The 26,434-nt window shown below is 59.9% G+C and carries 28 protein-coding genes; 19 read left to right on the top strand and 9 right to left on the bottom strand.

The window, feature by feature from the left end; genetic code table 11:
• Positions 1-28: 28 nt before the first annotated feature.
• The 4 genes from PSH90_RS12565 (at position 29) to PSH90_RS12550 (ending at position 5,478) form a co-directional block, all read left to right on the top strand.
• Positions 29-1,375, top strand: a complete 1,347-nt coding sequence (locus tag PSH90_RS12565) for an MmgE/PrpD family protein (protein WP_305382994.1) — start codon at positions 29-31, stop codon at positions 1,373-1,375.
• A gap of 155 nt (positions 1,376-1,530) precedes the next feature.
• Positions 1,531-2,766, top strand: coding sequence for an aromatic ring-hydroxylating dioxygenase subunit alpha (locus PSH90_RS12560; protein ID WP_305382992.1), 1,236 nt, complete (start codon positions 1,531-1,533; stop codon positions 2,764-2,766).
• 16 nt (positions 2,767-2,782) lie between these two features.
• Positions 2,783-3,934, top strand: a complete 1,152-nt coding sequence (locus PSH90_RS12555) for an MFS transporter (RefSeq protein ID WP_252878079.1) — start codon at positions 2,783-2,785, stop codon at positions 3,932-3,934.
• A 251-nt stretch (positions 3,935-4,185) separates the two neighbouring features.
• Entirely contained in the window at positions 4,186-5,478 is a 1,293-nt protein-coding gene (locus PSH90_RS12550) for an MFS transporter (protein ID WP_095179835.1), read from the top strand.
• Positions 5,479-5,485: 7 nt separating this feature from the next.
• Here the strand turns inward: PSH90_RS12550 and PSH90_RS12545 are convergent, their stop codons facing one another.
• The gene (locus PSH90_RS12545; RefSeq protein ID WP_095179833.1) at positions 5,486-5,614 is read right to left on the bottom strand and encodes a hypothetical protein; all 129 of its coding nucleotides are present in this window, start codon (positions 5,612-5,614) and stop codon (positions 5,486-5,488) included.
• A gap of 132 nt (positions 5,615-5,746) precedes the next feature.
• Complete coding sequence (locus PSH90_RS12540; RefSeq protein ID WP_041478765.1) at positions 5,747-6,298, bottom strand: cytochrome b; 552 nt, start codon at positions 6,296-6,298, stop codon at positions 5,747-5,749.
• A 206-nt stretch (positions 6,299-6,504) separates the two neighbouring features.
• Here PSH90_RS12540 and PSH90_RS12535 point away from each other — a divergent pair, with 206 nt between their 5' ends.
• The 8 genes from PSH90_RS12535 to PSH90_RS12500 are packed head-to-tail and all read left to right on the top strand — an operon-like array spanning position 6,505 to position 13,020.
• A complete protein-coding gene (locus tag PSH90_RS12535; protein ID WP_056785596.1) occupies positions 6,505-7,182 on the top strand; it encodes a thermostable hemolysin in 678 nt (225 codons plus the stop codon).
• On the top strand, positions 7,172-8,656 hold the full coding sequence (locus PSH90_RS12530) for an AMP-binding protein (protein ID WP_056785594.1): 1,485 nt from the start codon (positions 7,172-7,174) through the stop codon (positions 8,654-8,656). The genes PSH90_RS12535 and PSH90_RS12530 overlap by 11 nt, the downstream gene beginning before the upstream one ends.
• Positions 8,656-9,330, top strand: coding sequence for a TenA family transcriptional regulator (locus tag PSH90_RS12525; RefSeq protein ID WP_056785591.1), 675 nt, complete (start codon positions 8,656-8,658; stop codon positions 9,328-9,330). The genes PSH90_RS12530 and PSH90_RS12525 overlap by 1 nt, the downstream gene beginning before the upstream one ends.
• Complete coding sequence (locus PSH90_RS12520) at positions 9,317-10,126, top strand: SDR family oxidoreductase (protein ID WP_095179828.1); 810 nt, start codon at positions 9,317-9,319, stop codon at positions 10,124-10,126. Before PSH90_RS12525 ends, PSH90_RS12520 begins: the two co-directional genes overlap by 14 nt.
• A complete protein-coding gene (locus PSH90_RS12515) occupies positions 10,123-10,767 on the top strand; it encodes a tetratricopeptide repeat protein (protein WP_305382990.1) in 645 nt (214 codons plus the stop codon). The genes PSH90_RS12520 and PSH90_RS12515 overlap by 4 nt, the downstream gene beginning before the upstream one ends.
• Before the next feature lie 11 nt (positions 10,768-10,778).
• On the top strand, positions 10,779-11,441 hold the full coding sequence (locus tag PSH90_RS12510; RefSeq protein ID WP_016774538.1) for a response regulator: 663 nt from the start codon (positions 10,779-10,781) through the stop codon (positions 11,439-11,441).
• Complete coding sequence (locus PSH90_RS12505; protein WP_305382989.1) at positions 11,438-12,808, top strand: ATP-binding protein; 1,371 nt, start codon at positions 11,438-11,440, stop codon at positions 12,806-12,808. The genes PSH90_RS12510 and PSH90_RS12505 overlap by 4 nt, the downstream gene beginning before the upstream one ends.
• Before the next feature lie 8 nt (positions 12,809-12,816).
• The gene (locus PSH90_RS12500; RefSeq protein WP_056785583.1) at positions 12,817-13,020 is read left to right on the top strand and encodes a hypothetical protein; all 204 of its coding nucleotides are present in this window, start codon (positions 12,817-12,819) and stop codon (positions 13,018-13,020) included.
• A gap of 18 nt (positions 13,021-13,038) precedes the next feature.
• On the opposite strand, the gene PSH90_RS12495 is transcribed toward PSH90_RS12500, so the two are convergent.
• The gene (locus PSH90_RS12495) at positions 13,039-13,926 is read right to left on the bottom strand and encodes a universal stress protein (protein WP_305382987.1); all 888 of its coding nucleotides are present in this window, start codon (positions 13,924-13,926) and stop codon (positions 13,039-13,041) included.
• Positions 13,927-14,370: 444 nt separating this feature from the next.
• Here PSH90_RS12495 and PSH90_RS12490 point away from each other — a divergent pair, with 444 nt between their 5' ends.
• Positions 14,371-14,583 carry a hypothetical protein gene (locus tag PSH90_RS12490; RefSeq protein ID WP_252869429.1) on the top strand — a complete coding sequence of 71 codons (213 nt, stop codon included), beginning with the start codon at positions 14,371-14,373 and terminating at the stop codon, positions 14,581-14,583.
• Positions 14,584-14,627: 44 nt separating this feature from the next.
• Here PSH90_RS12490 and PSH90_RS12485 read toward each other — a convergent pair whose 3' ends face one another.
• On the bottom strand, positions 14,628-15,548 hold the full coding sequence (locus tag PSH90_RS12485; protein ID WP_305382985.1) for a universal stress protein: 921 nt from the start codon (positions 15,546-15,548) through the stop codon (positions 14,628-14,630).
• A gap of 233 nt (positions 15,549-15,781) precedes the next feature.
• Here PSH90_RS12485 and fnr point away from each other — a divergent pair, with 233 nt between their 5' ends.
• The 3 genes from fnr (at position 15,782) to PSH90_RS12470 (ending at position 19,020) form a co-directional block, all read left to right on the top strand.
• Positions 15,782-16,522: a fumarate/nitrate reduction transcriptional regulator Fnr gene (gene fnr / locus PSH90_RS12480; protein ID WP_252869427.1), complete on the top strand. Its 741-nt coding sequence runs from the start codon at positions 15,782-15,784 to the stop codon at positions 16,520-16,522.
• A 202-nt stretch (positions 16,523-16,724) separates the two neighbouring features.
• Positions 16,725-18,065 (top strand): putrescine-ornithine antiporter, encoded by a 1,341-nt coding sequence (gene potE, locus PSH90_RS12475; protein ID WP_305382984.1) that lies wholly within the window; start codon positions 16,725-16,727, stop codon positions 18,063-18,065.
• A 49-nt stretch (positions 18,066-18,114) separates the two neighbouring features.
• A complete protein-coding gene (locus PSH90_RS12470) occupies positions 18,115-19,020 on the top strand; it encodes an amino acid ABC transporter substrate-binding protein (RefSeq protein ID WP_305382983.1) in 906 nt (301 codons plus the stop codon).
• 41 nt (positions 19,021-19,061) lie between these two features.
• On the opposite strand, the gene PSH90_RS12465 is transcribed toward PSH90_RS12470, so the two are convergent.
• Positions 19,062-19,973, bottom strand: coding sequence for a universal stress protein (locus PSH90_RS12465; RefSeq protein ID WP_305382982.1), 912 nt, complete (start codon positions 19,971-19,973; stop codon positions 19,062-19,064).
• Positions 19,974-20,185: 212 nt separating this feature from the next.
• Between PSH90_RS12465 and PSH90_RS12460 the strand changes: the two genes are divergently transcribed.
• Positions 20,186-20,749 (top strand): GNAT family N-acetyltransferase, encoded by a 564-nt coding sequence (locus tag PSH90_RS12460; protein ID WP_305382981.1) that lies wholly within the window; start codon positions 20,186-20,188, stop codon positions 20,747-20,749.
• A 53-nt stretch (positions 20,750-20,802) separates the two neighbouring features.
• On the opposite strand, the gene PSH90_RS12455 is transcribed toward PSH90_RS12460, so the two are convergent.
• The 4 genes from PSH90_RS12455 to PSH90_RS12440 all read right to left on the bottom strand — a co-directional run bounded on the left by PSH90_RS12455 (position 20,803) and on the right by PSH90_RS12440 (position 24,449).
• On the bottom strand, positions 20,803-21,726 hold the full coding sequence (locus tag PSH90_RS12455) for a universal stress protein (protein ID WP_305382979.1): 924 nt from the start codon (positions 21,724-21,726) through the stop codon (positions 20,803-20,805).
• Between the two features lie 100 nt (positions 21,727-21,826).
• Positions 21,827-23,068, bottom strand: coding sequence for a DUF4010 domain-containing protein (locus tag PSH90_RS12450; protein ID WP_305382978.1), 1,242 nt, complete (start codon positions 23,066-23,068; stop codon positions 21,827-21,829).
• A gap of 47 nt (positions 23,069-23,115) precedes the next feature.
• On the bottom strand, positions 23,116-23,340 hold the full coding sequence (locus PSH90_RS12445) for a hypothetical protein (RefSeq protein ID WP_095179810.1): 225 nt from the start codon (positions 23,338-23,340) through the stop codon (positions 23,116-23,118).
• Positions 23,341-23,375: 35 nt separating this feature from the next.
• The gene (locus tag PSH90_RS12440) at positions 23,376-24,449 is read right to left on the bottom strand and encodes an NAD(P)-dependent alcohol dehydrogenase (protein ID WP_305382977.1); all 1,074 of its coding nucleotides are present in this window, start codon (positions 24,447-24,449) and stop codon (positions 23,376-23,378) included.
• A 255-nt stretch (positions 24,450-24,704) separates the two neighbouring features.
• Here PSH90_RS12440 and PSH90_RS12435 point away from each other — a divergent pair, with 255 nt between their 5' ends.
• Both PSH90_RS12435 and PSH90_RS12430 read left to right on the top strand, forming a co-directional pair.
• Positions 24,705-25,631: a universal stress protein gene (locus PSH90_RS12435; RefSeq protein WP_252878069.1), complete on the top strand. Its 927-nt coding sequence runs from the start codon at positions 24,705-24,707 to the stop codon at positions 25,629-25,631.
• 475 nt (positions 25,632-26,106) lie between these two features.
• Positions 26,107-26,316, top strand: coding sequence for a hypothetical protein (locus PSH90_RS12430; protein WP_305382975.1), 210 nt, complete (start codon positions 26,107-26,109; stop codon positions 26,314-26,316).
• Positions 26,317-26,434 lie beyond the last annotated feature (118 nt).

The raw sequence follows: 26,434 nt of genomic DNA, 5'->3' as shown, positions 1-26,434 counted from the left end.
CGCTCAACACACAGGAAGGGCTTGTTGCATGTCACTCTTCGAATTCACTCGCGATTTTGATTTTCTCGACGCTCCGCAGAAAACCCGCGCGATCGTACAAAACAGTCTGCTCGACATTATCGGAGTCATGGCCGGCGCGGCGAGCAACGACACCAGTGTCGCGATGCGCCGGTTTGCCGAACGGCACTATCCGGCCGGTCTCTACAGCAGTCGCCTGATTTTCTCCGGGCAGCGCGTCAACGTGCTCGGCGCAGCGTGGGCCGGCGGCTTCAGCGCCGACAGCCTCGACGCCCATGAGGGCCATTTCAAATCCAAGGGCCACGCAGGGGCGACCTTGGTACCCGCCCTGCTCGCCCTCGCCGATGCACTGCATCAGCAGGGCCAATCGATCAGCGGGCATGAGCTGCTGAGCGCTTTATGCATTGGTTACGAAACCGCGTTGCGCGCAGGTTCGGCATTGATGGCGACCTCACCTACGTATCACGCTTCCGGTGGCTTTTCAGCCCTGGGCGTGGTCTGCGCTGGCGCGCGATTGTTGCGTCTGGATGAGACAACGTTCCGCCACGCCTTGGGCATTGCCGAATACTTCAGCGCACGCTGCCCGATGATGCGCGTGGTGCAAGCGCCGACGATGCTGCGTGATGCTCATGGTGCGGGCGCATTCACCGGTCTGAACGCTTTGTTCATGGCCTTGGAAGGCATTACCGGTGCGCCAGCGGAAACAGTCGAAGACATCGCCGTTTCAGAGCATTGGCGCGACCTCGGTCAGCGTTGGGAAATCGACAGTCAGTACTTCAAACCCTGGCCCGTCTGCCGCTGGGCGCAACCAGCGCTGACCGCAATGCTTGAGCTGCAACGACAACATCCTTTGCTCGCTGCCGATTCGATCGAAACCATACGTGTGGAAACGTTCTATGAATCGATGTGCCTGCAGGGACATTCACCGAAGAACGCCGATCAAGCGCAATACGCCTTGGCGTTTCCACTCGCAGCGCTGGTTGTCAGGGGCAAGGTCGGGCCTGAGGAAGTCACCGGTCTGGCGATTACTGCGCCGGATATTCTGGCCCTCAGCGCCCGCATCGAAATCGTCGAAGCCGCCGATATCTCGGCCAGATTCCCCGAGGAAATCCTCTCCCGGTTGAGCATTACTCTGAAGAATGGCGAGGTGCTGGTGAGCCCGATCACCGCTGCGCGCGGCGATCCGCAGACGCCTTTGAGCGTTGAAGAGCTGGAGCAAAAGTTTGATCTGTTCGCTCATGGGCTCGGCCTTGAACGCAGTACCGCTGTGAAGATGGCAATCAGAAACATCGCTAAAGCCGACTGCGCCGTCACTGCACTGCAAGCGGTTTTTCAAGCGGTGCCGACTTCACCCTGACTCTGTCACTCATAACCGCAAATCATTAATTGCCCGCAGCAAATGTCGGTTGTGACGTTTGTTCTGTGCCGGATAGGCTGAGGCTTATCGTTCGCTTATTTAGAAAGTCACGGTTAAAGGTGACCGCTCAAGATCGAAGTCCTGGGAGGATAACAATGAACAACAAGCAAAGCGTTTATGACCTGATCGCACAACGCAAACCGTGGCATTCGCTGCCGGGCGCGCTTTACCGCAGTGAGGACGTATACCGTCAGGATCTTGAGCAGATCTGGCACCGAGACTGGATCTTCGCCGGCCACACCTTTGAAATCACCAAACCGGGGCAGTATTTCACGTTGCAGATTGGCGACTATCCGGTGGCCGTCGTTCGCGGCAAGGATGGTGAGGTTCGGGCCTTCCACAATGCGTGCCGGCACCGTGGCGCGAAAATCTGCGAGGCTGACCATGGCAAAGTGGCGAAGATGGTCTGCCCGTATCACAAGTGGACTTACGAGCTGGACGGCAACCTGTTGTTCGCCGGCAACATGGGCCAGGACTTCGACAAAGCGCAGTACAACCTGAAAAGCGTGCACTGCGAAATCGTCGACACCTACATCTACGTCTGCGTTGCCGCCAAGGCACCCGACTTTGAAGGTTTCCGCAAAGCCGTCAGCCCTTTCATCGCGCCGCATTTCCTTGAAAACTGCAAAGTCGCGTTCGAGTCGAACATCGTCGAGAAAGGCAACTGGAAACTGGTCTTCGAAAACAATCGCGAGTGCTACCACTGCGACGGCTCACACCCAGAACTGCTGCATTCGTTTGTCGATAACCTTTCAGTCGGAGGCATCAGCGGCGAAGACGATCCCGAGCTGTCGGCATATTGGGCCAAGTGCGAAAAGGCCGGATTGCCAAGCCGTCTGGTCATGGACATCAATGGCCAGTTCCGCATGACGCGTATCCCGCTTTCATCAGGCGCCGTCAGCTACACCATGGATGGCAAGCCCGCCGTCAACGGCCGCCTCGACAAGACCTCCGAAGCCGACATCGGCGCGCTGCTGTACTTCCACTACCCGTCCACCTGGAACCACTTCCTCGGCGACCATGCGCTGAGTTTCCGCGTGCTGCCGATCAGCGCCACTGAAACATTGGTCACCACCAAATGGCTGGTGCCCGACACGGCGGTGGAAGGCGTTGACTACGATATCGAGCGCCTGACCAAAGTGTGGATTGCCACCAACGATCAGGATCGCACGCTGGTTGAAGGCACCCAACGCGGGGTGACCTCGCCCTCCTACGAACCCGGCCCGTATTCGGAAACCGCCGAGACTGGCGTTTGTCAGTTCGATGACTGGTACTGCGTGACGATGATGGATCGGCTCAAAGGACCGATTCCGTTGAAGTCGGTTGGTTGATCGGCGCTTATCGTCCATGAGCGGTTGCACATCATCCCTGGCAATACGCGAAAACTACGGCGAGCGCGCGTCCACGCGGATCGTTTTCCTGATCACCGGCATTGTCATGTCGGCCTGGGCGCCGCTGGTTCCTTTGGTAAAAGCGCGCACCGGGCTGGACGAAGGTGGCCTGGGACTGCTGTTGCTGGGCTTTGGCATCGGCTCGATCGTGGCCATGCCGTTCGCCGGATACCTGACCGCGCGTTTTGGCTGTCGGCCGGTGATCATCGCCTCAACTCTGGCTCTGTGTGCGGTGCTGCCGATGCTGAGCCAGCTGACGTGGCTACCGGGGCTGGCGCTCACGGTGCTGTTGTTCGGCGCGAGCATGGGCATGCTCGACTGTGCGATCAATATCCAGTCGATCATCGTCGAAAAGAACAGCGGCGAAACCCTGCAATCGGGTTTTCACGGGCTCTATAGCGTGGGCGGTATCGCCGGTGCCGTGGCGATGACGGCGATGCTCAGTATTGGCCTGGATCCGCTGCCATCGGTGCTGTGCCTGGTGGCGATCATTCTCGCCTCGCTATATAAGGCTGCACCAAACCTGCTGCCTTACGGTACCGAGCGCGACGGCCCGATCTTCGCGGTTCCGCGCGCAATCGTCCTGTTGCTGGGTGTCCTCTGCTTCATCGTGTTCCTGACCGAAGGCGCAATGCTCGACTGGAGCGCGGTGTTTCTTGTCTCGCAACGCGATATGCCATCGAGCTACGCAGGATTGGGCTACGCCTGTTTCGCCGCAACCATGACGCTAGGACGGCTGACCGGCGACGCGATTGTCAGCCGACTGGGCGGCATTCGTGTAGTGACGCTCGGCGGTATCTGCGCGGCAGTCGGCATGCTGATTTCGCTGGTGTTCGATGGCTGGCCGGCGTCATTGCTGGGCTATGCGCTGGTCGGCGCCGGATGCTCGAACATCGTTCCGGTGTTGTTCAGCGCCGCAGGTCGACAACAGCGCATGCCGCAGCGCACCGCTATTCCGGCAATCATTTCCATGGGTTATGCGGGGATTCTGATGGGGCCGGCGTTCATTGGCCTGATCGCCCATTTCAGCTCGTTGACGATCGCCTTGGGTGGCGTGGCCGTGCTGTTGTTGTTTGTCAGCTGTGCCGCGAGGTTGCTCAAGCCCTGAACGCGGCGAACTCTGACGGGCCTGCGTCCTAACGTCGCAGCCGTCAGCTATTGGCAAATCCTGCGTAAGCCGTAGAATCCCGCGCTCTCGCATCGCGCGTCCGGTCACAGACGCGAACTTGCAGGGCTGGCCATGTCGTCCGACGTCACCACCCTGCCCGATCGGCAGACCCCCTGCACAACACCTGTTCCAGCCTGGCAACCGCACGCGCAGTGGCGCACGTTGCGCTGTTCGATTTTCTTGAGGTTTTTATGTCTCCGCGTTTGCTGGCCATGGCGCTGGCGCCCCTGCTCGGGCTGTTCATTATTGCTCTGGGCAATGGTTTTCTGTCTTCCCTGACCACCCTTCGCCTGGACGCCGCCGGTGCCTCGGCGACGATGATCGGAGTTGTTTCGTCGGCCTACTTCATCGGCCTGACGCTGGGCGCGGTGTTCAACGACCGGCTGATTCTGCGCATCGGCCATATTCGTGCCTACGGCAGCTTCGCCTCGCTGATCGCCGTGACGATTCTGTTGCAGGGTCTGTTCTACGACACCTGGGGCTGGCTCGTCCTGCGCCTGATCAACGGCTGGGCCACGGTGGGTGTGTTTCTGGTGATCGAAAGCTGGCTGCTACTGGCCGGTGACGAGAAGATTCGCGGGCGCTTGCTCGCGCTGTACATGATCGTCCTTTATGGCGCTGGCGTTTTGGGCCAGGCGACGCTCGGGACCATCACCGGCATGAGCGACAGCGCGCCGTTCATGGTCGCCGGCATGCTCGCTGCGCTGTCGGTGCTGCCGATCGTGATCCTGCCGCGCGTGTCGCCGCTGCTCGATCAGGTCGAGCCGCTCAAGCCCCGGCAACTGCTGGGCGTGACGCCGACCGGGCTGGTCGGCTGTTTCGGCTCGGGGGTGACCATCGCGGCGATCTACACCTTGTTGCCGCTGTATCTGCAACGCAGAGGTCTGGACGTCGGAGAAGTCGGCAGCATGATGGCCTGGACGATCCTCGGCGCGATGCTGCTGCAGTATCCGGTCGGACGCTGGTCCGACCGCACGGATCGCTTGCAGGTGCTGACGCTTCTGACGGTGGCGTGCACCGCGTTATCACTGGTGATTGTGCTGCTGCCGCTGTCTTCGACAATGCTCGCGGCGATGCTGTTTCTGCTCGGTGGCGGCGTCTTCGCGCTGTACCCGGTGGCCGTCAGCCACGCGGCCGACCGCGCGCCGGCCGAAGCGTTGGTGCCGATGATTCAGGGTTTGCTGCTGATCAACTCGCTGGGCTCGGCCATCAGTCCGATGATGATCTCGCCGGTGATGAACTCGTTCGGCGCCAACGGCCTGTTCTGGGTATTTGCGGTGGTCAACCTGAGCATGGTCAGCTTTTTCTTCTGGCGCCGCGGCAAACGCCCGGTGCCGGCCAACCCCGCACCTTTCACGGCGGCAGCAACCTACTCGCCGACGGGTGCGGAGTTGCGCGTCACCGAGGATTTGCGTGTGGCCGCTGAGGAGCATCCGGCGATGATGGATGCGATCAGCGGGGAACTGGTGACGCAGCCACGGTGACCGCTGATCAGCAACTGCCCGGCGGGATGCCGTCCTTGTTGAAGTCCTTCAAGCGCTCGCGCTCTTCTTCGGTGGAATGCGCCGGGGTGGTTTGATCCGGTACCTCTTGCGGCACTTCGGTATTTTCTTCAGTCATGGCTTTGCCCTCGTTGTCGATGCTATTTCGGCATCGGCGAGGGCTGGCAGTTCCGGATTTTCAGCTCCACCGCAGCCATGCGCTTGAGTTGCGGCGAACATTACCTTCAGCGAACAGCGCCAGATGCTTGCCTCAAGAGCGGGTACGCTCAATCAGCATCCTCTGCAACGTGTTGTCCTTCACCCAGTAATGATGGAACAGCCCCGCCAGCGCGTGCAGGCCGATCAGCCAGTAGCCGGCACTGCCAATCCATTCGTGCCAGTACTTGAGTTGTTTGGCCAGGTCCGGATCAATAGCCACCGGCGCCGGCACATGGAAACCGAAGTACGGAAACGGTTTATCGCCCGCCGCGAGCATCAGCCAGGCGAGTAGCGGTGTGACAATCATCAATCCATACAGCGCCAGGTGCGTCAGGTGCGCGATTGCGGTCTGCCACGCTGGCGGCTTGGGGATGATCGGTGGACGCGGGGTCAGGCGGCCGATCAGGCGAATCCACACTAACGCGAAGATGCTTGCGCCAAACAGGCCATGCATACCCATCAGCAGGCCGCGTGCTTCGCTGCCTTTGGGCATATAGCCTTTGATTTCGACGCACGCATACACACCAACGAACAACGCCAGCATCAGCCAATGCAGGATGATTGAGAGTTTTCCATAACGGGTTACAGCGGTGTCGCGAATCATAGGAAACGCCTCGTGATTGTTGTGGAGCGACGATCATCTCGCTCGAAATTATCGATCCGGTTGCCCTGAATCAAGGCTGACCATGCTTGCCCAGCCTTAAGGGAGTCTGAAGATCGGCGCTGCGGTTAACGGTTTTTCATCTTCAGACTTCGTTAAGAAATGGCTTGGATACTGCGCTCAAACCCATTGAGGGAGGCGTTCTGCCCATGCCCGAATTCGACTGGAACATCCCGCTGCCCCTGCACTTCGGCCAGGCCGAATCGTTGCCGATGACGCTGAGAAACGCGTTGCCGGAGGACGAGCTGCGCGCGCCCTTCGAAGCCTTTATCCAGCAGCGTTTTCGTACGGCTCACGGTGCCGAAATCCGCCATTTCATGCCCGAGCTGTTCGGCATGCACAACAGCGATGGCCAGTTGTGCGCAGTGGCCGGGGTCCGTCGAGCGCATCTGGAGGCACTGTTTCTCGAGCGCTATCTGGATGAACCGATCGAGCCGTTGATCAGCGCCGCCGCCGGTCGTGCAGTGGATCGCAAGGTCATTGTCGAAGTCGGCAACCTCGCCGCCAGCGACACCGGCAGTGCGCGCCTGAGCATCATCGCCATCACCTATCTGCTGGCCATGGGCGGCCTGGAATGGGTGACCTTCACCGGCAACATCGGGCTGGTCAACAGCTTCCATCGCCTCGGTTTGAAGCCCGTGACATTGTGCGCCGCTGATCCACAGCGACTGGGTGACGAGCGTCAACACTGGGGCAGTTATTACGAAAGCAAACCCTGGGTGCACGTTGGCAACATTCGCGCGGGATTTGTTCACCTGCGCAATATTGGCCTGTTCACTCGCCTGGGTTTGCCGACTTCTGTTGAAGGAGCCTGCCATGTCGCTTGAATTGCAACGCTTCCAGGAAACCCTGCGCGACCATGCCCGGCGCAATGACAACGCCTCAGCCCTGTGGGGCGACACGCTGAGAATAGATTACGCCACGCTGTATGCCGAGGTGTTGTATCGCCAGGAGCGGCTGCGCGATGAGCAGGTGCAGGTGCAGGTGATCGCGCTCGCGCTGGACAACGGCGTCGACGCGATGCTTTGGGATCTGGCGGTGTTGTTCGAAGGCTTGACCTGCGTAACGCTGCCGCCGTTTTTCAGTGCCGCGCAGCGCGCCCATTGTCTGGAGCAGAGCCAGGCCGAACGGGTGATCGCCGAGCCGCAACTGCAAGCCGAGCTGCTGGCGGCGGGCTATGAATTACGAGGTGAATTCTGGTGTCGCTCGTTCAATGGCCCGAGTCGCATGCCGGCGGGCACCGCGAAACTCACGTTTACCTCCGGGACCACCGGCACGCCGAAAGGGGTGTGCCTGAGCGCCGACAGCTTCTTGCGCGTTGCCCGGGAGCTTGATCAGGCAAGCGCAGCTACTGGGCCGGAGCACCATCTGGCGCTGTTGCCTTTGGCGATCCTGCTGGAGAACCTGGGCTGTTATGCCGCGCTATACGCCGGTGCGGTGTTGAGCCTGCCAAGCCAGACAACCCTCGGCATTCAAGGCGCCAGCGGCATCGATGTTGCGCGCCTGCTCGGTTATCTGGCCAAGCGTGCGCCGGAGAGCCTGATACTCGTGCCACAGCTGCTGCAAGTTCTGGTCAGCGCCGCTGAACAGAACGCTTTCGATCCGCAAACCTTGCTCTTCGCCGCGGTCGGTGGCGCGCGGGTGTCAGCGGATCTGCTGCACCGCGCGCAACGGGTCGGGTTAGCGGTTTACGAGGGATACGGCTTGTCCGAGTGCGCCTCGGTCGTATGCCTCAATCGCCCCGGCGCGCGCCGTCCGGGCAGCGTCGGGCGCCCTCTGCCCCACCTCGAGGTGCGGTTGGCCGAGGACGGTGAAGTGCTGATCAAGGGTTCGGTGTTGCTCGGTTATCTGGGGGAGCCGGCGTATACCGATCAATGGTGGCCGAGTGGCGATCTCGGTGAGTTCGATCCGGAAGGTTTTCTCTATCTCAAGGGCCGCAAAAAACACCAATTCGTCACCAGCTACGGGCGAAACGTCAACCCGGAATGGGTCGAGTCGGAACTGACCCAGCGCCGCCACATCGCTCAAGCGTTCGTCTATGGCGAGGCGATGCCGCACAACCACGCCCTGCTCTGGCCGCATCGTCCGGACTGCACCGATGCCGAGCTGGCCGCTGCCGTCGCCGAAGCGAACGAGGCGTTGCCCGATTACGCCCAGGTGCATCAGTGGACGCGCCTGGCGCAGCCCTTCACCGCCGCCAACGGCCTGCTCACCGCCAATGGCCGGCCGCGCCGCGACGCCATCATCGCGCAGTACCGCACGCAACTGACCGAATCCGCCACTTCCGAGGAATCCGCATAATGAGTTTTTTCGACACTCTGCAAGAAGCCACGCAACGCGAACGCCACGAGCTGTTCAACCTGCCGATCATCGTCGATGCGTTGCAAGGCAAGGTCAGCCTCGACAGCTATCGGGCTTTTCTTGCCCAGGCTTACTACCACGTGCGCCACACCGTGCCGCTGATGATGGCTTGCGGTGCACGCCTGCCGACGCGCCTGGAATGGCTGCGCAAAGCGGTGTGCGAGTACATTGAGGATGAATACGGCCACGAACAATGGGTGCTCAACGACATTGCCGCCTGTGGTGGTGATCGCGACGCCGTGCGCGATGGTCAGCCCTCGTTATCGATCGAGCTGATGGTCAGCTTTCTTTACGATCTGATCGCCCGGGGCAATCCGGTGGGTCTGTTCGGCATGGTGAACGTGCTCGAAGGCACCAGCATTGCCCTGGCGACCCACGCGGCGGGGAGCATTCGCGATCGCCTGGCGCTGCCGGAAACGGCATTCAGCTATCTGAGCTCCCACGGCGCGCTCGACATCGAGCACATGCAGACCTATCGGCGGTTGATGAATCAGCTGGAAGACCCTGACGATCAAGCGGCGGTCATTCATGCTTCGAAAGTCGTCTATCGGCTCTACACCGACATGTTCCGTGATCTGCCCCGCGACGCTGAGGCCCAATATGCAGCTGCATGAAGCCCGCGTGGTGCTGACAGGTGCCAGTGGCGGCATCGGCCTGGCCATCGCCAGTGCCTTGTGCGCCGCCGGTGCCAGGGTATTGGCCGTGGCGCGGCATCAGGAGGCGCTGTTGCCGCTGCTTGAGCGGTATCCGCAGAACCTGTGCTGGGTCGCCGCCGACCTGACCTTCCTCAGCGATCGGCGCAAAGTGTTGGCCGCCGCCGACGCCATCGGCGGCATCAACCTGCTGATCAACGCCGCCGGGGTCAATCACTTCGCCATGCTCGAACAGCTCGATGACAGTGACATCAACGCGATGCTGGCGGTGAACATCAGCGCGCCAATCTGCCTGACCAAAATGCTGTTGCCGCTGCTCAAGCAGGCTGACAGTGCGATGGTGGTCAACGTCGGCTCGACCTATGGCTCGATCGGCTACCCCGGTTACGCCAGCTATTGCGCGAGCAAATTTGCCCTGCGCGGATTCTCCGAGGCGTTGCGCCGCGAGCTGGCCGACACGCGGGTCAGCGTGTTGTATGTCGCGCCCCGGGCCACCCGCACCTCGATGAACAGCGCCGCTGCGCAAGCCTTGAACGATGCCCTCAAGGCCAGCGTTGACGATCCGCAGACCGTGGCGTCGGCAGTGATGCATGCGATTGCCGGCGACCGTCGTGATCTCTACCTAGGCTGGCCGGAGCGATTTTTCGTCCGTTTGAACAGCTTACTTCCGCATCTGGTGGATCGCGGTCTGCGCAAGCAATTGCCACTGATCCGCCGTCTCAGTGAAAAACCTGACAACGAGGCTTCAAAGCCATGAAAAAACTCTCCACATGCCTGCTGTTTGCCGCCCTCAGTCAAAGTGTCTGGGCGCTTGAGCCGGCTGATCAGCAACGTCTCACCGGCATCCAGCAGAACTGGGCGCACATTCAATACGAGGTCGCGGAAAAGCAGCGCGCCGCGGCGTTCGAGCAATTGGCCAGCGAAGCCAACGCGTTCACCACGCAACGTCCGAATGTGGCCGAAGCCTGGATCTGGAAAGGCATCGTCACCAGCAGTTGGGCCGGTGCCGAGGGCGGGCTCGGTGCCCTGGGCAAAGCCAAGGACGCCAAAGCGGACCTGGAAAAATCCCTGACGCTTGACCCTAAAGCCCTGCAAGGCTCGGCATACACCAGCCTCGCTGCATTGTACGATCGGGTACCGGGCTGGCCGATCGGCTTCGGCGACAGCGACAAGGCCGAGCAATTGCTCAAACAAGCCCTGCAGCTCAACCCCGATGGCATCGACAGTCTGTACTTCTGGGGCGACCATCTCTACCGTCAGAAGCGCTTCGCTGAAGCCAAGGCAGCGCTGATCAAGGCCAGACAAGCCGCACCCCGTGCGGGCCGCGAAAGTGCCGATGCCGGGCGTCGTAAAGAGATCGACGCCTTGCTGGTGGACGTGAACAAGAAACTCGACTGAAAGGAGTGCGCGTGCGTTTATTACTGATCGAGGATGACGTGGCGCTGGGTGAAGGCATCTATCAGGCGCTGGGCCGTGAGGGATACACCGTCGACTGGCTCAAGGACGGCAGCAGCGCCTTGCACGCGCTGCTCAGCGAAACGTTTGACGTCGCCGTGCTGGACCTCGGCCTGCCACGCATGGATGGCCTCGAAGTGTTGCGCCGCCTGCGCGACAGCGGTTCGAACCTGCCGGTGTTGATTCTCACCGCTCGCGATGCCACCGAAGACCGCATTGCCGGACTCGACGCCGGTGCTGACGATTACCTGGTCAAGCCGTTCGACCTCGCCGAACTCAAAGCCCGCCTGCGCGCCTTATTGCGCCGCAGTGCCGGGCGCGCCCAGGCGCTGATCGAACACGCCGGCATCAGCCTCAACCCCGGCACCCAGCAGGTCAGTTATCAAGGCCAGCCGGTCGCGCTCACCCCCAAGGAATATCAGCTGCTGCACGAACTGCTGTCGCCGCCGGGGCGGGTGATGACTCGCGATCAATTGATCCAGTTGCTCTACGGCTGGAACGAAGAAGCGGAAAGCAACACCCTGGAAGTGCACATTCATCACCTGCGCAAGAAGTTCTCCACCGACCTGATCCGCACCATCCGCGGCGTGGGTTATCTGGTGGAGGAGCGTCGATGACCTCGATCCGCCGGCGCACGCTGACCCTGATCATCGGCCTGTTACTGGCCGGCCTGGCGATACTCAGCCTCTTCAACGTGCATGACAGCAACCACGAAATCGCCGAGGTCTACGACGCGCAATTGGCGCAGAACGCACGCCTGCTGCAGGGCGTGATGCGTATGCCGATGGCGAGTACCGAGCACGCGCAGTTGTATCAGGCCTTCAATCAGGCTCTCGGGGAAGCCAAGCCCCGGGTTGACGGACATCCTTACGAAAGCAAAATCGCCTTCCAGGTGTGGAACCCGCAAGGCGAGGTGCTGGTACACACCGCCAGTGCGCCCTCCTTCACTGCGCCGCCGACGAGAACGGGCTTCAGCGACGTCGTCGATCTGAAAGGTCGGCAATGGCGAGCGTTCATGCTGGAAGACAAGCAGAACGGCCTGCGCATCTGGGTCGGCGAGCGCGACGATGTGCGCACCGACCTGGTCGACCGCATCGTACGCCACACGCTGTGGCCGAACATGCTTGGCAGCCTGATCCTCGCCGCGATGATCTGGCTGGCCATAGGCTGGGGACTCAAGCCCCTGGCAGACATGGCGGCGACTCTGCGCGCCCGTCACAGTGGTTCACTTGAGCCGCTGCAACTGACGCCCCTGCCCAGTGAGCTGGAGCCCATGCAGGCAGCGCTCAATCGCATGCTCGCGCAGATTCAGGAAGTGCTCGGCCGGGAGCGTCGCTTTATCGCCGATGCCGCGCATGAAATGCGCACGCCGCTGGCGGTGTTGCGGGTGCATGCGCAAAATCTGCAGGAGGCCGGTACCGAAGACGAGCGTCGTGAGTCACTTGAGTTTCTGATCTCCGGAGTCGACCGCACGAGCCGACTGGTCAACCAGCTGCTGACCATGGCGCGTCTTGAACCCAAACCCAACCCGCCGCCACTGCAACGCATTGATCTCAGCGAAACCGTACGCAACAGCCTGGTGCAATTGACACCATGGTTGCTGAGCAAACACCTTGAATTGATCTTCGAGGTCAGCGACCAACCGTTTCATGTCCTCGCCGACCCCGCCGCCATCGACATCGCGCTGAATAACCTGATCACCAACGCGGCGAATTTCTCCCCCGAACACGGTGCGATCACCGTGCACCTGAGCAAGTCCGATGGCTTCTGTCATTTGACGGTCGACGATCAAGGGCCGGGAATCGATGAATCGGACAGAGAGCGATTGTTCGAGCGTTTCTACAGCCGTGGCACGGCGCATGGAGCCGGGTTGGGGTTGACCATTGTCAACACCATCGCGATGCGACTGAACGGACGGATTGAACTGACAAACCGCGCAGAGGGCGGTTTGAGGGCGACGTTATCGATTCCGGCAGGGGAATAATCATCCGATTGATTCAGCTGTATGCCGCCGGCCCCAAATACCTGCTGCTCAGCGCTCTGCTCTACGCGCTTGGATCGTTGATTTACCTGGGCACGCTGAAAACACGTCAGGGTCAGCCGCTCAGCGGTCCGGAAACGGGTGTGTTGATCATCATCTGGGCCGCCGCGATTTACGCTGGCCGGATGTTGTGGGCCGGAACGCTGACTTTGTAAGGTGCACCAGCGTTTTCGCTAGACCGCCAGTACGCTGCAGGGAACCTGGTACAGAATATGTTCGGTGGTACTTCCCAGCAGTTTTTCCAGCCCGTGACGTTGAACCCTGCCCATCACAATCACATCCACATCGTGCTCTTCGGCAAACTCACTGATCACCGCCACGGGATGCCCCTCCCTGCTATGCCTGTGCTCGTCCGTCACACCGAATTTCCTCGCCAAAGCGCTGTAATGCGCTTGCAGTTCCTTGCGCCGGGCATTCATCAATTCCGAAACAGTCCAGTTGTTCACCACTTCATCCAGATAATTTTGCGAGACGTCATAGGCATATAACAGGTGCAACTCTGCACCGAACTGAGTGGCGAAGGATGTCGCCTGTTCGACGATCCGGTCATTGAGAGCGCCCCCATCATCTTCGCTTGCAGCTACATCCACTGCCGCTACGACCTTGCGCGGCAGACCCGGGCCAGCAGCGCCCAACAAGTAGACCGGCACCGGACAATCACGCAGCAGCTGCCAATCCAATGGGGTAAACAAAGCGCGTTTGAGTAAGGATTCGTGCTGCACTTCCTTGATCAGCAAATCGGGCTGGTTCACGGTGACGTGATCGAGGATCTCCCGTTTCATGTCTTCGGACCAGCCAACCTCCGTCGTCACCCGCAAACCTTCGGCTCGCAGGCTGGCAGCCTGGCTTGCCAGCCACTCGTGATGGTCCTGTAAATAGGCCGCACGGGCCCTTGCCCGATCCCCTTCCTCCAGCAGCGACAGGAAATCCCACCATTTGATCAACGCTGCGATATGCAGCGACGCGCCGCTGGCTTTAGCCAGGGCGGCGGCCTGGCTTATCGCCGGAGAATGGCGCAGGGCCGGGTTGATGATCAGCAACAAGTGTTGATATTGGCTCATGTTTGTCTCCAGAGAGAGGGACATCTGCGCTCATGTCACTCGCAGCTGACCCGGGCCGAAAGAATCAGACAACAACGTCAATCGAGGTTGCGCCATAGCCCGGCGACGTCCTTGATAAATGTCATATGCAAGGCGCATGGTGCTCGTCCCCCCCACTGAGAAACCTGAATATGGAGGCTTGTCCACCACCCTTGCGCAAGCGCCTGGGAAACCGACAAAGCGGCGATGAAACTGGCGAGCGACATTGATCTGGATCAATCGCTGCGACGACAAACTGGATCGAAATAGGGTCATGATTCGGCGGCGCCCGCGTTTCGGATCAGGGACAGTCACAAGCCGCTCGAACGCGTGAAAGTTATAGATGCGGCCACAGGGTGACAGGTCCGCAACCCACCCTCATTCTTGCTTTGCGAGGTTCAAGATATGGTCATCAATGATCCAGCCATGACAACCGCCAATGTCCGCGACGCAATCGATGACAGTGGCGCACTGTTTCACGAAGCCGATCGGCTCAGCGAACAGGCCTATGCCGTCCTTGAAGAGCCGTTTTCTCCAGACACCATGCACAAGTTCAGCGAAGCGAGGAAACGCGCCGATGAGAAATATCGGCACGCCTGGCAACAATGGCAATACGCACATGGCGGGCGCAGTCACTGATTGATTACCCCCAACCGATTACCATCAACTGCTGCGATGACCGGTCAGGCTGTGGCAGGCATTGCCTTGACCATCATCAAACTGCACGGAGCCCGGTTCATCAGGCATTCGGCCGTGCCGCCGATGAAGCCGTCCAGCGCTTGATGGTGACAGATGCCGAGCACCAGCAGGTCGAACGCGTTCTGCCGGGCGAAGTCTTCGATCACCCGGTACGGGACACCCGAGAGCAAGTGGCTGTGCTGTTCATCGAGACCATAGCGCTCGGCCAGCGTATCGAAGGCTTCCTGCTGAGTGTCGTTGATCGCATCGCGCAAACTGTGATCCAGACTCAAATTCGGCACGCTCATCGCCGCATCACCCACCACTGACCAGTTGCTCACATTCAACAAGTGCAGCGAGGCATCGCATTTCGCTGCCAATGTCGATGCAACGCCAAGTATCCGGTCGTTGAGCCCTTGGGTCAGATTTTCGAGATGCGACAGGTCAATGGCCGCCAGTATCTTCAAGGGTTTCGGATGTGCGGCCTCGGTGACCAGATGCACGCAGGCGGGACAATCTCGTACCAATAGCCAGTCCAACGGCTGGTGAAACGTTTGATTGAGCGCCGAAACATGGTGAGCATCCTTGATCACCAGATCGACATGAAAGTCATTGATGTACTCAAGTACATGCGCCGGCGTGGCCCTGGCCCAGACCACTTCGGTGCTGACTTGCACGCCGGCGCCACGTTGAAACCGGGCCTGCTGCTCCAGCCACTGGCGATGCATCTGCAAATAGCCTTCACGCGCTTGCGCCATGGCGTCGTGGTCGAACAGACCGGCCAACGCCAAGGACTGGACATGATCGAACGCTACGATGTGCAGCAACGCGCCACTGGCCCTAGCAAGTGCCTGGGCGCGATCAAACGCCGGGGTGCGGGTCATTTCGGCAGGTGCGATCAACAGAATTCGTTTGAGCCTGAACATCACGTGTATTTCCAGTCAGCGCCATTGGACGATTCTGCAACTCTGCCAACCGCCACGCTTGATATGCATCAAGTCTCCCCATCAAGCCTGCGACACAAGAGCGGCGCAGAGGCCGTTGCCTTTGTGATTCCCCTCCCCGCCGTTCGTCCGTAATCACGCTGGCACGCCAAACGAAAGGCACGTGCGCTGCGAAGACTTCTATGCTTATCACACTCACTGGAGGCTGCTTATCCATGCTTGAAGCCCACTCGCCCCCGCCGATTCTCAAAACTGCCTGTTCCAACTGCAGCGTGATTGAGTTGTGCCTGCCGCTCGGTCTGACTGGCCCGGAGGTTGATCGACTCGACACACTGATCGTGCAGCGATACAAGGTGAAGAAAGGCGCTGCTCTCTACCGGACGGGGGACCCGCTACGCTCGCTGTACGCTGTGCGAATAGGTTCGTTCAAGACCAGCGTGGTCTCCGTCGATGGCCGCGAGCAAGTGACCGGTTTTCATATTCCCGGCGAAATGCTCGGGCTGGACGCCATCAGCATCGATCAACACGCGTGTACTGCGTATGCGCTGGAAGACAGCGAAGTCTGTCCGATTCACTTCGCACAGCTGGAAAAACTCGCGCAAAGCCTGCCATCGCTGCAGCACAACCTCAACAAGTTGCTGAGCCGGGAAATCGTGCGCGATCACAGCATGTTGATGCTCATGGGCAACATGAACTCAGATGAGCGCCTCGCGGCTTTCCTGCTCAACCTTTCACAACGCCTCAGCTCCCGTGGCTATTCCTCGAAAGAGTTCGTGCTGAAAATGCGCCGCGAAGAAATCGGCTCCTACCTTGGGCTGCGTCTGGAAACCATTTGCCGCGGCATTGCCCACTTGCGCGATCAGGGTTTGGTGGAAATCACCGCGCGCGACGTAAAAATACGCAACATGGACGGCCTCAAGCAGATGGTGTCGGGCTGCAACCGCCAGCAGCATTGAGCCCGTCCATGAGTTCCTGCCATGCCTTCGCCATCCCTCGGGCAAGCCATATCGAAGCGATGGGCGCGCTGTTTCGATGCACTTGAAATCACCTGTCTTTCTAACCGTTGAACGTCGCTTGAAAAGCTGCGTACTGCCGATGCCGGCAAAACCTCGTGCGTCGGCTGAGCGGTGATGCGTTGCGCAAATCGAGGGAACTCCGATGGCCGACTCAAGCAAGAAAATGAGCCTCATGGGGCTCACCACACTGGTGACGGTGAACATGATGGGCTCAGGCATCATCATGTTGCCGACGAGCATGGCCCAACTCGGGGCTGTTTCATTGCTGTCATGGATCGTCACCGCTGTCGGCTCGATGGCCATCGCGTATTGCTTTTCCCAGTGCGGCATCTTCTGCCTGCGCTCTGGCGGGCTATCCGCCTACACCGAAGAGGCGCATGCAAAGTCAGGCTTTTTTCTGTGCTCTTACCTGTACTTCCTGTCGCTGGCCATCGCCAACGTGGCGGTGGCCATTTCGGCAGTGGGCTACATGACGTCGTTCATGCCTTGGCTGGGAAGCGGCGCCATTCCTTTATTCGTTGGAACGGTCGGCCTGCTCTGGCTGACCACCGTGGCGAATTTCGGCGGCCCAGGCATCACCGGCAGGATTGGTGCGGTTACGGTGTGGGGGGTGATCATTCCTGTAGCGGGCTTGAGCATCATCGGTTGGTTCTGGTTCAAGCCCGACCTGATCATCGCCGCCTGGAACCCGAATCAACTGCCGATATCCGAGGCCATCAGCAAAGCGATTCCCCTGACACTCTGGGCGTTTCTCGGCATGGAGTCGGCAGCCCAGGCCTCAGATGCGGTGGAAAACCCCAAGCGCACCGTACCGCTGGCCTGTCTGTTCGGGACATTGGGCGCAGCGGTGGTCTATGTGCTATCGACGACGGTCATTCAGGGCATTATTCCCAACGCCGAACTGGCCAACTCATCTGCTCCTTTCGCGCTCGTTTATGCACATATGTTCAATCCCCTGGTCGGCAACATCATCATGGCGCTCGCGGTAATGGCCTGTGTTGGCTCGCTGCTGGGCTGGCAGTTCACGTTGGCGCAAACGGCCAAGGTGACCGCTGATCAGTGCATGTTTCCAAAACTGTTCTGCAAGGTCAGCGCACGCAACGCCCCCATCGTCGGGATGCTGGTCTGCGGCGTCCTGCAGACCTTGATGGCGCTGTCGACCATTTCGCCGAACGCGAGCGCGCAGTTTGGAAAACTCGTCAGCCTCGCCGCGGTGACCAACCTGATTCCCTACGTGACCGCAGCCACCGGGCTGCTGGTCATGATGTACAAAGCCAGAGTCAGCGCCGCCGTATACACGCGCAATACCCTGCTGTTAGTGGTTGCCGTGGCCTATTCGTTGTATGCGCTGTATGCCTGCGGCAAGGACGCGGTGTTCGGCGGCATCCTGGTCCTGGTGTTCGGCTACCTGCTTTACGGTTTCCTTGCCAAACGTTTTGTCGCTGCCCCTGCGCCTGTCGGCCCCCGGCCTGATAACCCTTGATCGAAGTCTTCGGTACAGCACAGAAATCTGAATTCGAGGAACCGCGCGCATGAACGTGAAACTGATCAGAGCCCACCACCTGCTGCTCGTCTGCCTGATTGCGCTGCTACCGGTAATCGCCCATGGCAACACGCTTGAGCGCATCCGTGCCAGTCAAGCGATCACCCTTGGCTACGTGCCTGACTTCATGCCGTTCAGTGATCAGGCCGCCGATAAAGCCAGCGGTTATGCCATCGATCTCTGTCTGAAAATAGCCGAGAAGGTCAGGATCGATCTGAATCTGCCGACGTTGAAAATCCAGTACCAACCGGTCTCGCTCAACGACGAGATGAGCGCCGTCAGTTCCGGCAGGATCGACATTCTTTGTACGCCGACCCCACCCACGCTGGCGCGGCGCAGGGTCGTAAGCTACTCGGTGCCGATTTACACCGCCGGGCTCTCGGCCGTGGTGCGCCAGGATGCTTCCGAAACCTTGCTCAATGTGCTGAATGGCAAAGTGGCCCATACCGGGCCAACGTGGCGAGCCACGGTGAACCGTGGTCTGGCCAATCAGACGTATGCCGCCATCGCCGGCGGGGTCACCGAAACGTGGATACAACAGCAGATGCGATTGCTGGGTGTAGTAGCCAAGCTGGTCACCGTAGAGAACGCAGAAGCCGGTCTGAATCTGGTTGCCAATGGCAAAGCCGATGCGTTTTTCGCTGAACGCATGCTGCTCAAGCATCTGCTGACCAGAAATTATCCATCGGGCAACCTGGTGCTGGTGGAGCGGATTTTCGAGTACGCACCGACGGCGATGGCAGTGGATCGAGAGGATGAGGACTTTCGTCTGCTGGTCGACACGGCGCTGAGTGAAATGTACCAATCCGGCGAAATTGAACAGGCATTCGACAAACATCTGGGCGGCGCCGGCGATGCGGCCAGGAAGCTGTTCAAGATCTATGCAATCCCCTAGCGAGCCAGCGAACAGGCTGGCTCGCTACGCTGCGATCATGCTCACCGCACAGGCTCTTTCCTCACCGCCAGAATGCTCCCCGGCAGCGAATACAATGCGCGCTCGGTGGTGCTGCCGATCACGCGTTCGATGCCCACGCGATGAACCGTGCCCATCACCACCACGTCGGCCAGGTACTGCTCGACGAACTCATTGATGACCTGCGCTGGCTGGCCCATGACGAAGTGTCGACGCTCAGGGGGCACACCGTGGCGATCGGCAAGGGCGACAAAAGCCTGATGCAGTGTCTGACGCAGTTCGTTCGCCAAATCTTCGTTCCAGCCACCGTTGACCACTGGCGCTTCGCCGTTGAAGGCAGCGGACAAATCGTAGGCGCAGAGCAGGTGCAACGGCACGTCGCATTGCAACGCCAAAGCGTTCGCCGACCGTATGATCACGTCGTTCAAGCCACTGATTTGGGTATCCGGATCGAACGGGTCCACGGCTGCCACGACACGATGCGGCAACGCATAGCGAATCTGATTGACCAGATGCACCGGGATCGGACACTCACGCAGCAGGTGGCAATCGAGCGGCGTGATGAACACGCGCTTGAGCGCCGGTTCCAGCCGCACATCCTTGATCAACAGGTCGGGCTTGAGCACATGGACGGTCTTCAGGATGTCCAGCAGCGGATGGCTGGAGAAGACCACGTCAACGGTGCCGTCCAGCCCCTGGTTGCTGAGCTGCTCGAGCTCATCGGCCACCCAGCGACGGTAGCGCCGCTGATAGCGCTGAGCATCCACGTCATCGATTTTTTCCTCCCACAGATGGGTGATCGGCACCGGCGAAACAAAGGCCCGCACATCCAGCGCCGCCCCGCTCGCCTTGGCCAGCGCGATGGCACGCAGCATCGCCGCTGATTGATGCAGCGTCTGGTCAGCGACCAGCAACAGACGTTCATATTGGCCCATCACACACCTCCGCTCGGCACCGGCGCGGTGGGCCGGCAGACTTCAAGACTGCGCCCGCTCGCCCTTGCCCGGCGTTGATTTACATCAAGCCCGGGTCAATGAAAGAGGCGTCTGATGTAGATCAGATGTCGCCGTGGGCAACCGCGTAGAAGGAAGGCAAGCGGACGCTTTTTCAACGTCCGCCAGCCTTTCGAACCGGATGGAGAATGACCATGCTCACCGTCAAAGACCACAACGATCAGGCCGTGGCCGCTTATGCGGCGGTCGCCGGACAATACTGGATTGAGGCGCTCAAGGACGGCCGCCATGTATTGATCCGGCCGCTCACGGAGAAGGATCGCCTGCGCGAATACGATTTCATCAAGCGCCTGTCCCCCGAATCCAGGCACATGCGTTTTCTCGCCCAGATCAGCGAACCCGGCACCGCTCTGCTAGACCAGTTGATGGACACCGATAACAAACAGCGCACCGCCTTCATTGCACTGGTTCACGAGAACGGCAAGTTGATCGAAATCGGCATCAGCCGCTATGCCGGCACAGGCGCCCATCAATGCGAGTGCGCGGTGACGGTCGCCGATGAATGGCAGCACCTGGGCTTGGGCACGTTGCTGATGGAGCATCTGATCAAGGCAGCCCGCCGCAACGGATTCCGCCAGATTTACTCAGTCGATGCCGCCAGTAACGCGGCGATGCGCGATCTGGCCAAAAGCCTGGGCTTCGAAACCCACAATGATCCGGACGACGCACGCCAGGTCATTCATCGTCTTGACCTGTAAATGAATCGCCCCGAGGTGAGTCGGCCAACGACGCACCTCGGGGCGATCGTGTTTCAGGATTGCAGTATTGGTTGCGGCTTGATCGCCAACACACTGCAAGGTGCCCGATGCAGCAACTGTTCGGCGGTGGTGCCTAACAACTTGCTCAAGCCGTGGTGCTGCACTGTGCCCATGACAATGACGTCAATCTGCTTGTCGATGGCGAACCCGCAGATACTGCGCACCGGTGCGCCCTCGATGAAGTGCCGGCATGAGACCGGCACGCCGTGGCGCTCGGCCAAGGCCGTAAATGCCTCATGCTGCGCAGTGCCCAGTGCTTCATGAATCCCGGTGGCCAGCGGCAATGCGCCGAACCCCATGTCCGTGGCGTAAACCGCCGTCCAGTCGTAAACATGCACCACATCAAGACTGGCATCGCACTGCGCGGCCAGTTGGGTGGCGGCATCGATGATCTGATCGTTGAACACGCAGTCCTGCTCTTCGCTGCGCAAGACATCGACGATGGCCAGCACACGGCGTGGGCGCGGATGGGTGTCGTCGGTCACCAGATGCACCGGCACCGGGCAATCGCGCAACAGTTGCCAGTCCAGCGGGGTGTAGAAAATACGCTCCAGCACGGACTCGTGCTGCACATCCTTGATGATCAATAGCAACGGCATCTCGTTGATGAACTGCAGGATCTCGGCGAAGGGATCCTGACCCCACATCACCTCGCTGGTGACCATGATCTGATGCCTCGCCAGCAATGAAGCCTGCTCTGCGAGCCACTGCCGGTGAGTGCGCAGATAACCATCGCGGGCGAGGCGGATCTGCTCGGGGGCAAACAGCCCTGCCACGGCCAGCGCCTGCAAGTAGTCGAAGGCCACGATGTGCAGCGGCAACTGCATGGCCTGGGCCAGTGCAGCCGCGCGCTCGAACGCCGGCGTGCGCTCCATGGCTGAAGGAGCGATCAACAGTAAACGCGGAGTCTGTGACATGGGATACCTCGGCACGCGGCCAGCCAGGAGAAACAGACTTCAGGGTGAATGCTGTGGCCATTGGCAGCTTGATCTTTATCAGCAAGAGCACCGATCGCGCTCAAAACAGCACATTGCCCGCCCACATGGCCAAGGTCAGCAATATCTGGCCCGGGATCACGCAGGCAGCGAAACGCCTGCCGCCGCTGACCCACGCCACCACGCATTTGCTCAACGAGTTACTGCTGACGGCAATTAGCGCTGGCACGACTATCGAGTCATAAGGCACCTGGCCCGCCTTGGCCAGGCTTGCGATGGACGCTGTGGCAGAGTGCGCATCGGCAAAGCCCGAAAGCATTGCGGTAAGCCACAAGCCTGCCTGACCAAAGTGGCTGAGCATGGCCGAGGAGACGAATGTGATGCCGGTAAGGGTCAGTGTCACGATGACCGCGAGTTTCAGATTGAACGCCCCTGCCGTGTCGACCGGCTTGCTGCGGCTCCCTCTTGTGGGGTCGGGGAACATCAGGCAGGCGCCGTACAACAACGTGGCGATCAAACCGCAAAGCAGTGGCGCCCATACACTGTTCAGCAGATTCGGATCAACCATCATGAGGATCAGTCCGACCTGTATCACCGTTGCCAGATTGGAGAAAATCGCAGCGGCGCTGAGGATGCGGATGTTGCCCGGCTCATGGGCAAGGCGTTGGCCCATGGTCGCGATCGTCACGGTACTGGAGGCGAAGCCGGATGCAATCGCGCTGATGACGTAGCCATAGCGCGAGCCCAAAGCGCGCACGGCAATGTGGCCGAACGCGCCGACCAGCATCAGCAACACCGTCACGGTACAAATGGTGCGCAGATTGATCGCGGCGTACGGGCCGATATATCGGTCCGGTGCCAATGGCAGTATTACCAGCGCTGCGATCAGCAAGATCAGGCCATCACGCATTTCCGCGTCGGACAACTGGCTGTTGGCAAAGTGATGCAGCGTCTGGCGATACGCCAAAAGGCCCGCAATCACTACGCCAAGGGCAATGGCCAGCGCCGGCGCAGTTGCGCACAACGCGCCCAGGATCAGCACGGTGATCAACGCCACCTCGCTGGTCAGCCCAGGGTCGTCGCTTTGACTACGCCAGTACGCAACGCTGGTCAGCAACGTGACACAGCCGGCGACGATCCCCAGCAGCAGGCCACCGCCGACCTGTAGCGCGACATACCCCAACAGCGCGGTAATGGCGAACGTGCGCAAGCCGGCGCAGTGTCGCGCATCGCCAGTGCCCTTGTGCCGTTCACGCTCAAGACCGATGAGCATGCCGATCCCCAACGCCGCAGCGGCGCCGGACAGATCAAAAACCTCATTCATGATGGGTAGCGTCCCGCAGGGTTTGCGCACCCTGCTCTGCACTTGGCTTATGGCGAGCATTCAGCACTTGCGCTGATGCGGCGAGCCGTTGCCGGCCTCGCTGGCAACGGCTGGGCAAACGCATTCGGCCACTCATGAGGAGCGTTGATACGGGCCTCAAGCACCTCGACAAACTCCTGCGCAGCCTTGAGGCTCCTGAAGCCCACATCCCAGTCATCCATGTGCACGACCCAGCCATGGGGAGCGTGTTTTTCAGCGATCTTGATGTTCATGCAAACCCCGGTTTCAGCGGCACGCCAAGGTGCTTTCAAGGAGTGATTGCGACTTTCATGACCCCGTCGCGTTGATGAGCGAACAACTCATACGCCTGCTCGATGTCGTCCAGCCTGAAACGGTGAGTCACCAGCGGTGACAGATCGACGGCGCCGCTCTGCACCACCGCCATCAGGCGCCGCATGCGCTCCTTGCCGCCGGGGCACAGGGTGGAAACGATGCTGTAATCGCCCAATCCGGCGGCAAACGCGCCGAGCGGGATGTGCAGATCGCTGGAATACACCCCGAGGCTGGACAAGCGCCCACCCGGGCGCAGCACCCGCAATGCCGACTCGAACGTGCCTTGGGTGCCCAGCGCTTCGATGGACACATCCACGCCACGGCCATCGGTCAACGCCATGATCTGCTCCACCACATTGCCGTCCTTGAAATTGACGGTATGGGTCGCGCCCAGTTGGCGCGCCATGGCCATGCGTTCGGGCACCGCGTCGACACCGATAATCGTGGTGGCGCCCTTCAGGCGCGCTCCGGCCACGGCGCAGAGGCCGATGGGACCCAATGCAAATACTGCGACAGCGTCGCCGATGGCGATCTCGCCCCGCTCCGCCCCCGAGAACCCGGTGGACATGATGTCCGGGCACATCAGGACGTGCTCATCGCTCAACTCATCGGGGATCGGGCACAGGTTGGCCTGTGCATCCGGCACCAATACGTACTCGGCCTGGCAACCGTCGATCGTGTTGCCAAACTTCCAGCCGCCAATGGCCTTGAAGCCGTGCCGGGTGTCGGGGCCGTCCTGCGAGCCGCAGCCACACAGGCACGCGTAACTGTGCCCGCTGGGGGTGATGGCACCGGCGATCACTCGCTGCCCTTCGATAAAACCGCGTACTTGCGAGCCCAATCGCTCAATGATGCCGACCGGTTCGTGGCCGATGATCAGTCCTCTTGCCACAGGGTATTCGCCGCGCAGGATATGCACGTCGGTGCCGCAAATGGTGGTGGTGGTCACGCGGATCAACGCATCCAGCGGACCGACTTCGGGGATTGGCTTGTCATCGAGCACGATGCGGTTTTTTTCAACGAATATTGCGGCTTTCATGGTGGCCATGATGACTTTCCCTCCGCCGACAGGTGAGTGCAGAGCAGAGCTTGAGCCGCGGCGACAGGGTCGTAGTTGATAATGGTCAACTATCCGAGGATCAGTAGTCTTGCTCGACCGTACATCCGCTCACGACCACGCGCTGATGTCTGGTTGATAAATATCAACCCCGCCCTGCTGGCTCGCTCCAGGATAAGCGCATGCGCCACTACTCACTCCTGGCATGCAGCGCAATGCTTGGGTGACTACCTCGGGAGTTCTGTGATGTCTGAGCAATCGCGTTTCATGCTGGTCGTGTCGCCGCTGATGAAAAACAGTCCCGCATTCGACCGCGCCGCCGCACTGGCCAAAGCGTCGGATGCCGCACTGCATATTGTCGCGTTTGATTATCTGGAGGGCCTGGCGACCGCAGGAATGGTCAACGAGCAAGCCCTGGAGCAGATGCGTCTGGGCTATGTCGAACGCCATCATCAATGGCTCGAAGACCAGGCCCGGCCGCTGCGCAAGATCGGAGTGACCGTCACCACCGAGGTCGTCTGGGTGGACAATCCTTTGAAGGAGATCCTCATCCATTTGAAGGAACAGCCGATGGCCGCCCTTGTAAAGGCTCTGGAGCACGAATCAGTTCTGTCGCGACTGATGTTCACCCCGCTGGACATCCACCTGTTGCGCGAATGCCCGGTGCCGCTGCATTTTGTCAGCCACGCTCAAAACGCACTGCCACGCCGAATCGTCGCGGCGGTCGACCCCTTCCATCGTGATGGCCAATACCAGGGCCTCAACGACCGGATCCTGCGCGAAGCAGCAAGACTGGCCGGTATCTGCAATGGCAGCCTGGACGTAATTTATGCTCATGACCTGTCATCGATCAGCGCTGCCGAATTCGGCTTCAATAACGCGTCCGCGATCTTTTCTTCCAGCGCAGCCAAGAAACTGTTCGATGCCCAAGGCGAAGCTTTCCAGGCGCTGGCTGCGCGCAACAACATTCCGGCAGAAAACCAGCACATGATTGTGGGCGATCCCGCCAAGGTGCTTTCCAGCTATGCCGATGCTTACGACATCGATGTGATCGTAATGGGCCGCGTCACTCATCGAGGAATAGGCCGACTGGTTGGCAGCACGGTCGAGCATCTGTTGTACAAAATGCCCTGTAGCGTATGGGTGGTAGCGCCGGAAACACTTACTCGCTGATGGATGCAGTCGACGCTGAAGAAAGGAGTGGAACTTCAGGCACCAGACGGCGACGGAATGGCCAGTCAGGAGCGTGGAAAACATTTCCACGGCACAAAAAATAAGGGCTTGCATGACATATGTCATGCAAGCCCTTGATATTTATGGTGCCCGAAGCCGGAATCGAACCGGCACGCCCTTACGAGCGGGGATTTTAAGTCCCGCGCCAGAATCAAGCGGGCTGCGGCTTTGGTGCGATTTTTTGGGCCGCAATTGGAGTCGAAAGACTGCGATTCGGCCCAACGTTTTCGCATGCCGAAAAATGATTGCGGCCCGAAAAAGGGTTTCAAATCTCACGTAAAAATTCAAAATTCTAGCGGGCACTGAGAGCTCGCATCATGCTGACTCTGCATAACCCAGAGATTTGCCCTCCTCTGGCGTTCTGTAGACATTGAATACCCCTGCTACTCTGATTTCGTCCACGGAGGAAACCATAATGCCGAACTCAGACCTGCTCCCTTCCCTGCTCTTCAAAATCAACGAAAATCAGCTCGCGCTCGAAGCCGCCATCATGGAATTGACGAACTGGGTAGAGCAGCGCGGATCTGCCGACGTCGCCGGAAACGTCCGCGGCGCACTATGGGCGATCGACAAAAACGAAGAGTTCATCAAGATGACGTTGGCGGTTTTGATGACGCCTGATTGACCACTGTCGGCCAGTAGCCGACTTCGGTTTTTTGCCCCGCGTATTGCTGCATCTTCACTGGTGCGGCTTTAACTTCTTACCGATTTGTCAGGATGGAAGGAAATCAACTCAATATCCT

The sequence above is a fragment of the Pseudomonas sp. FP1762 genome (genome assembly GCF_030687105.1).
GTDB lineage: Bacteria > Pseudomonadota > Gammaproteobacteria > Pseudomonadales > Pseudomonadaceae > Aquipseudomonas > Aquipseudomonas siliginis.
Note: the sequence above shows the minus strand (reverse complement) of the source record. Positions and strands in the feature narration are given on the sequence as shown.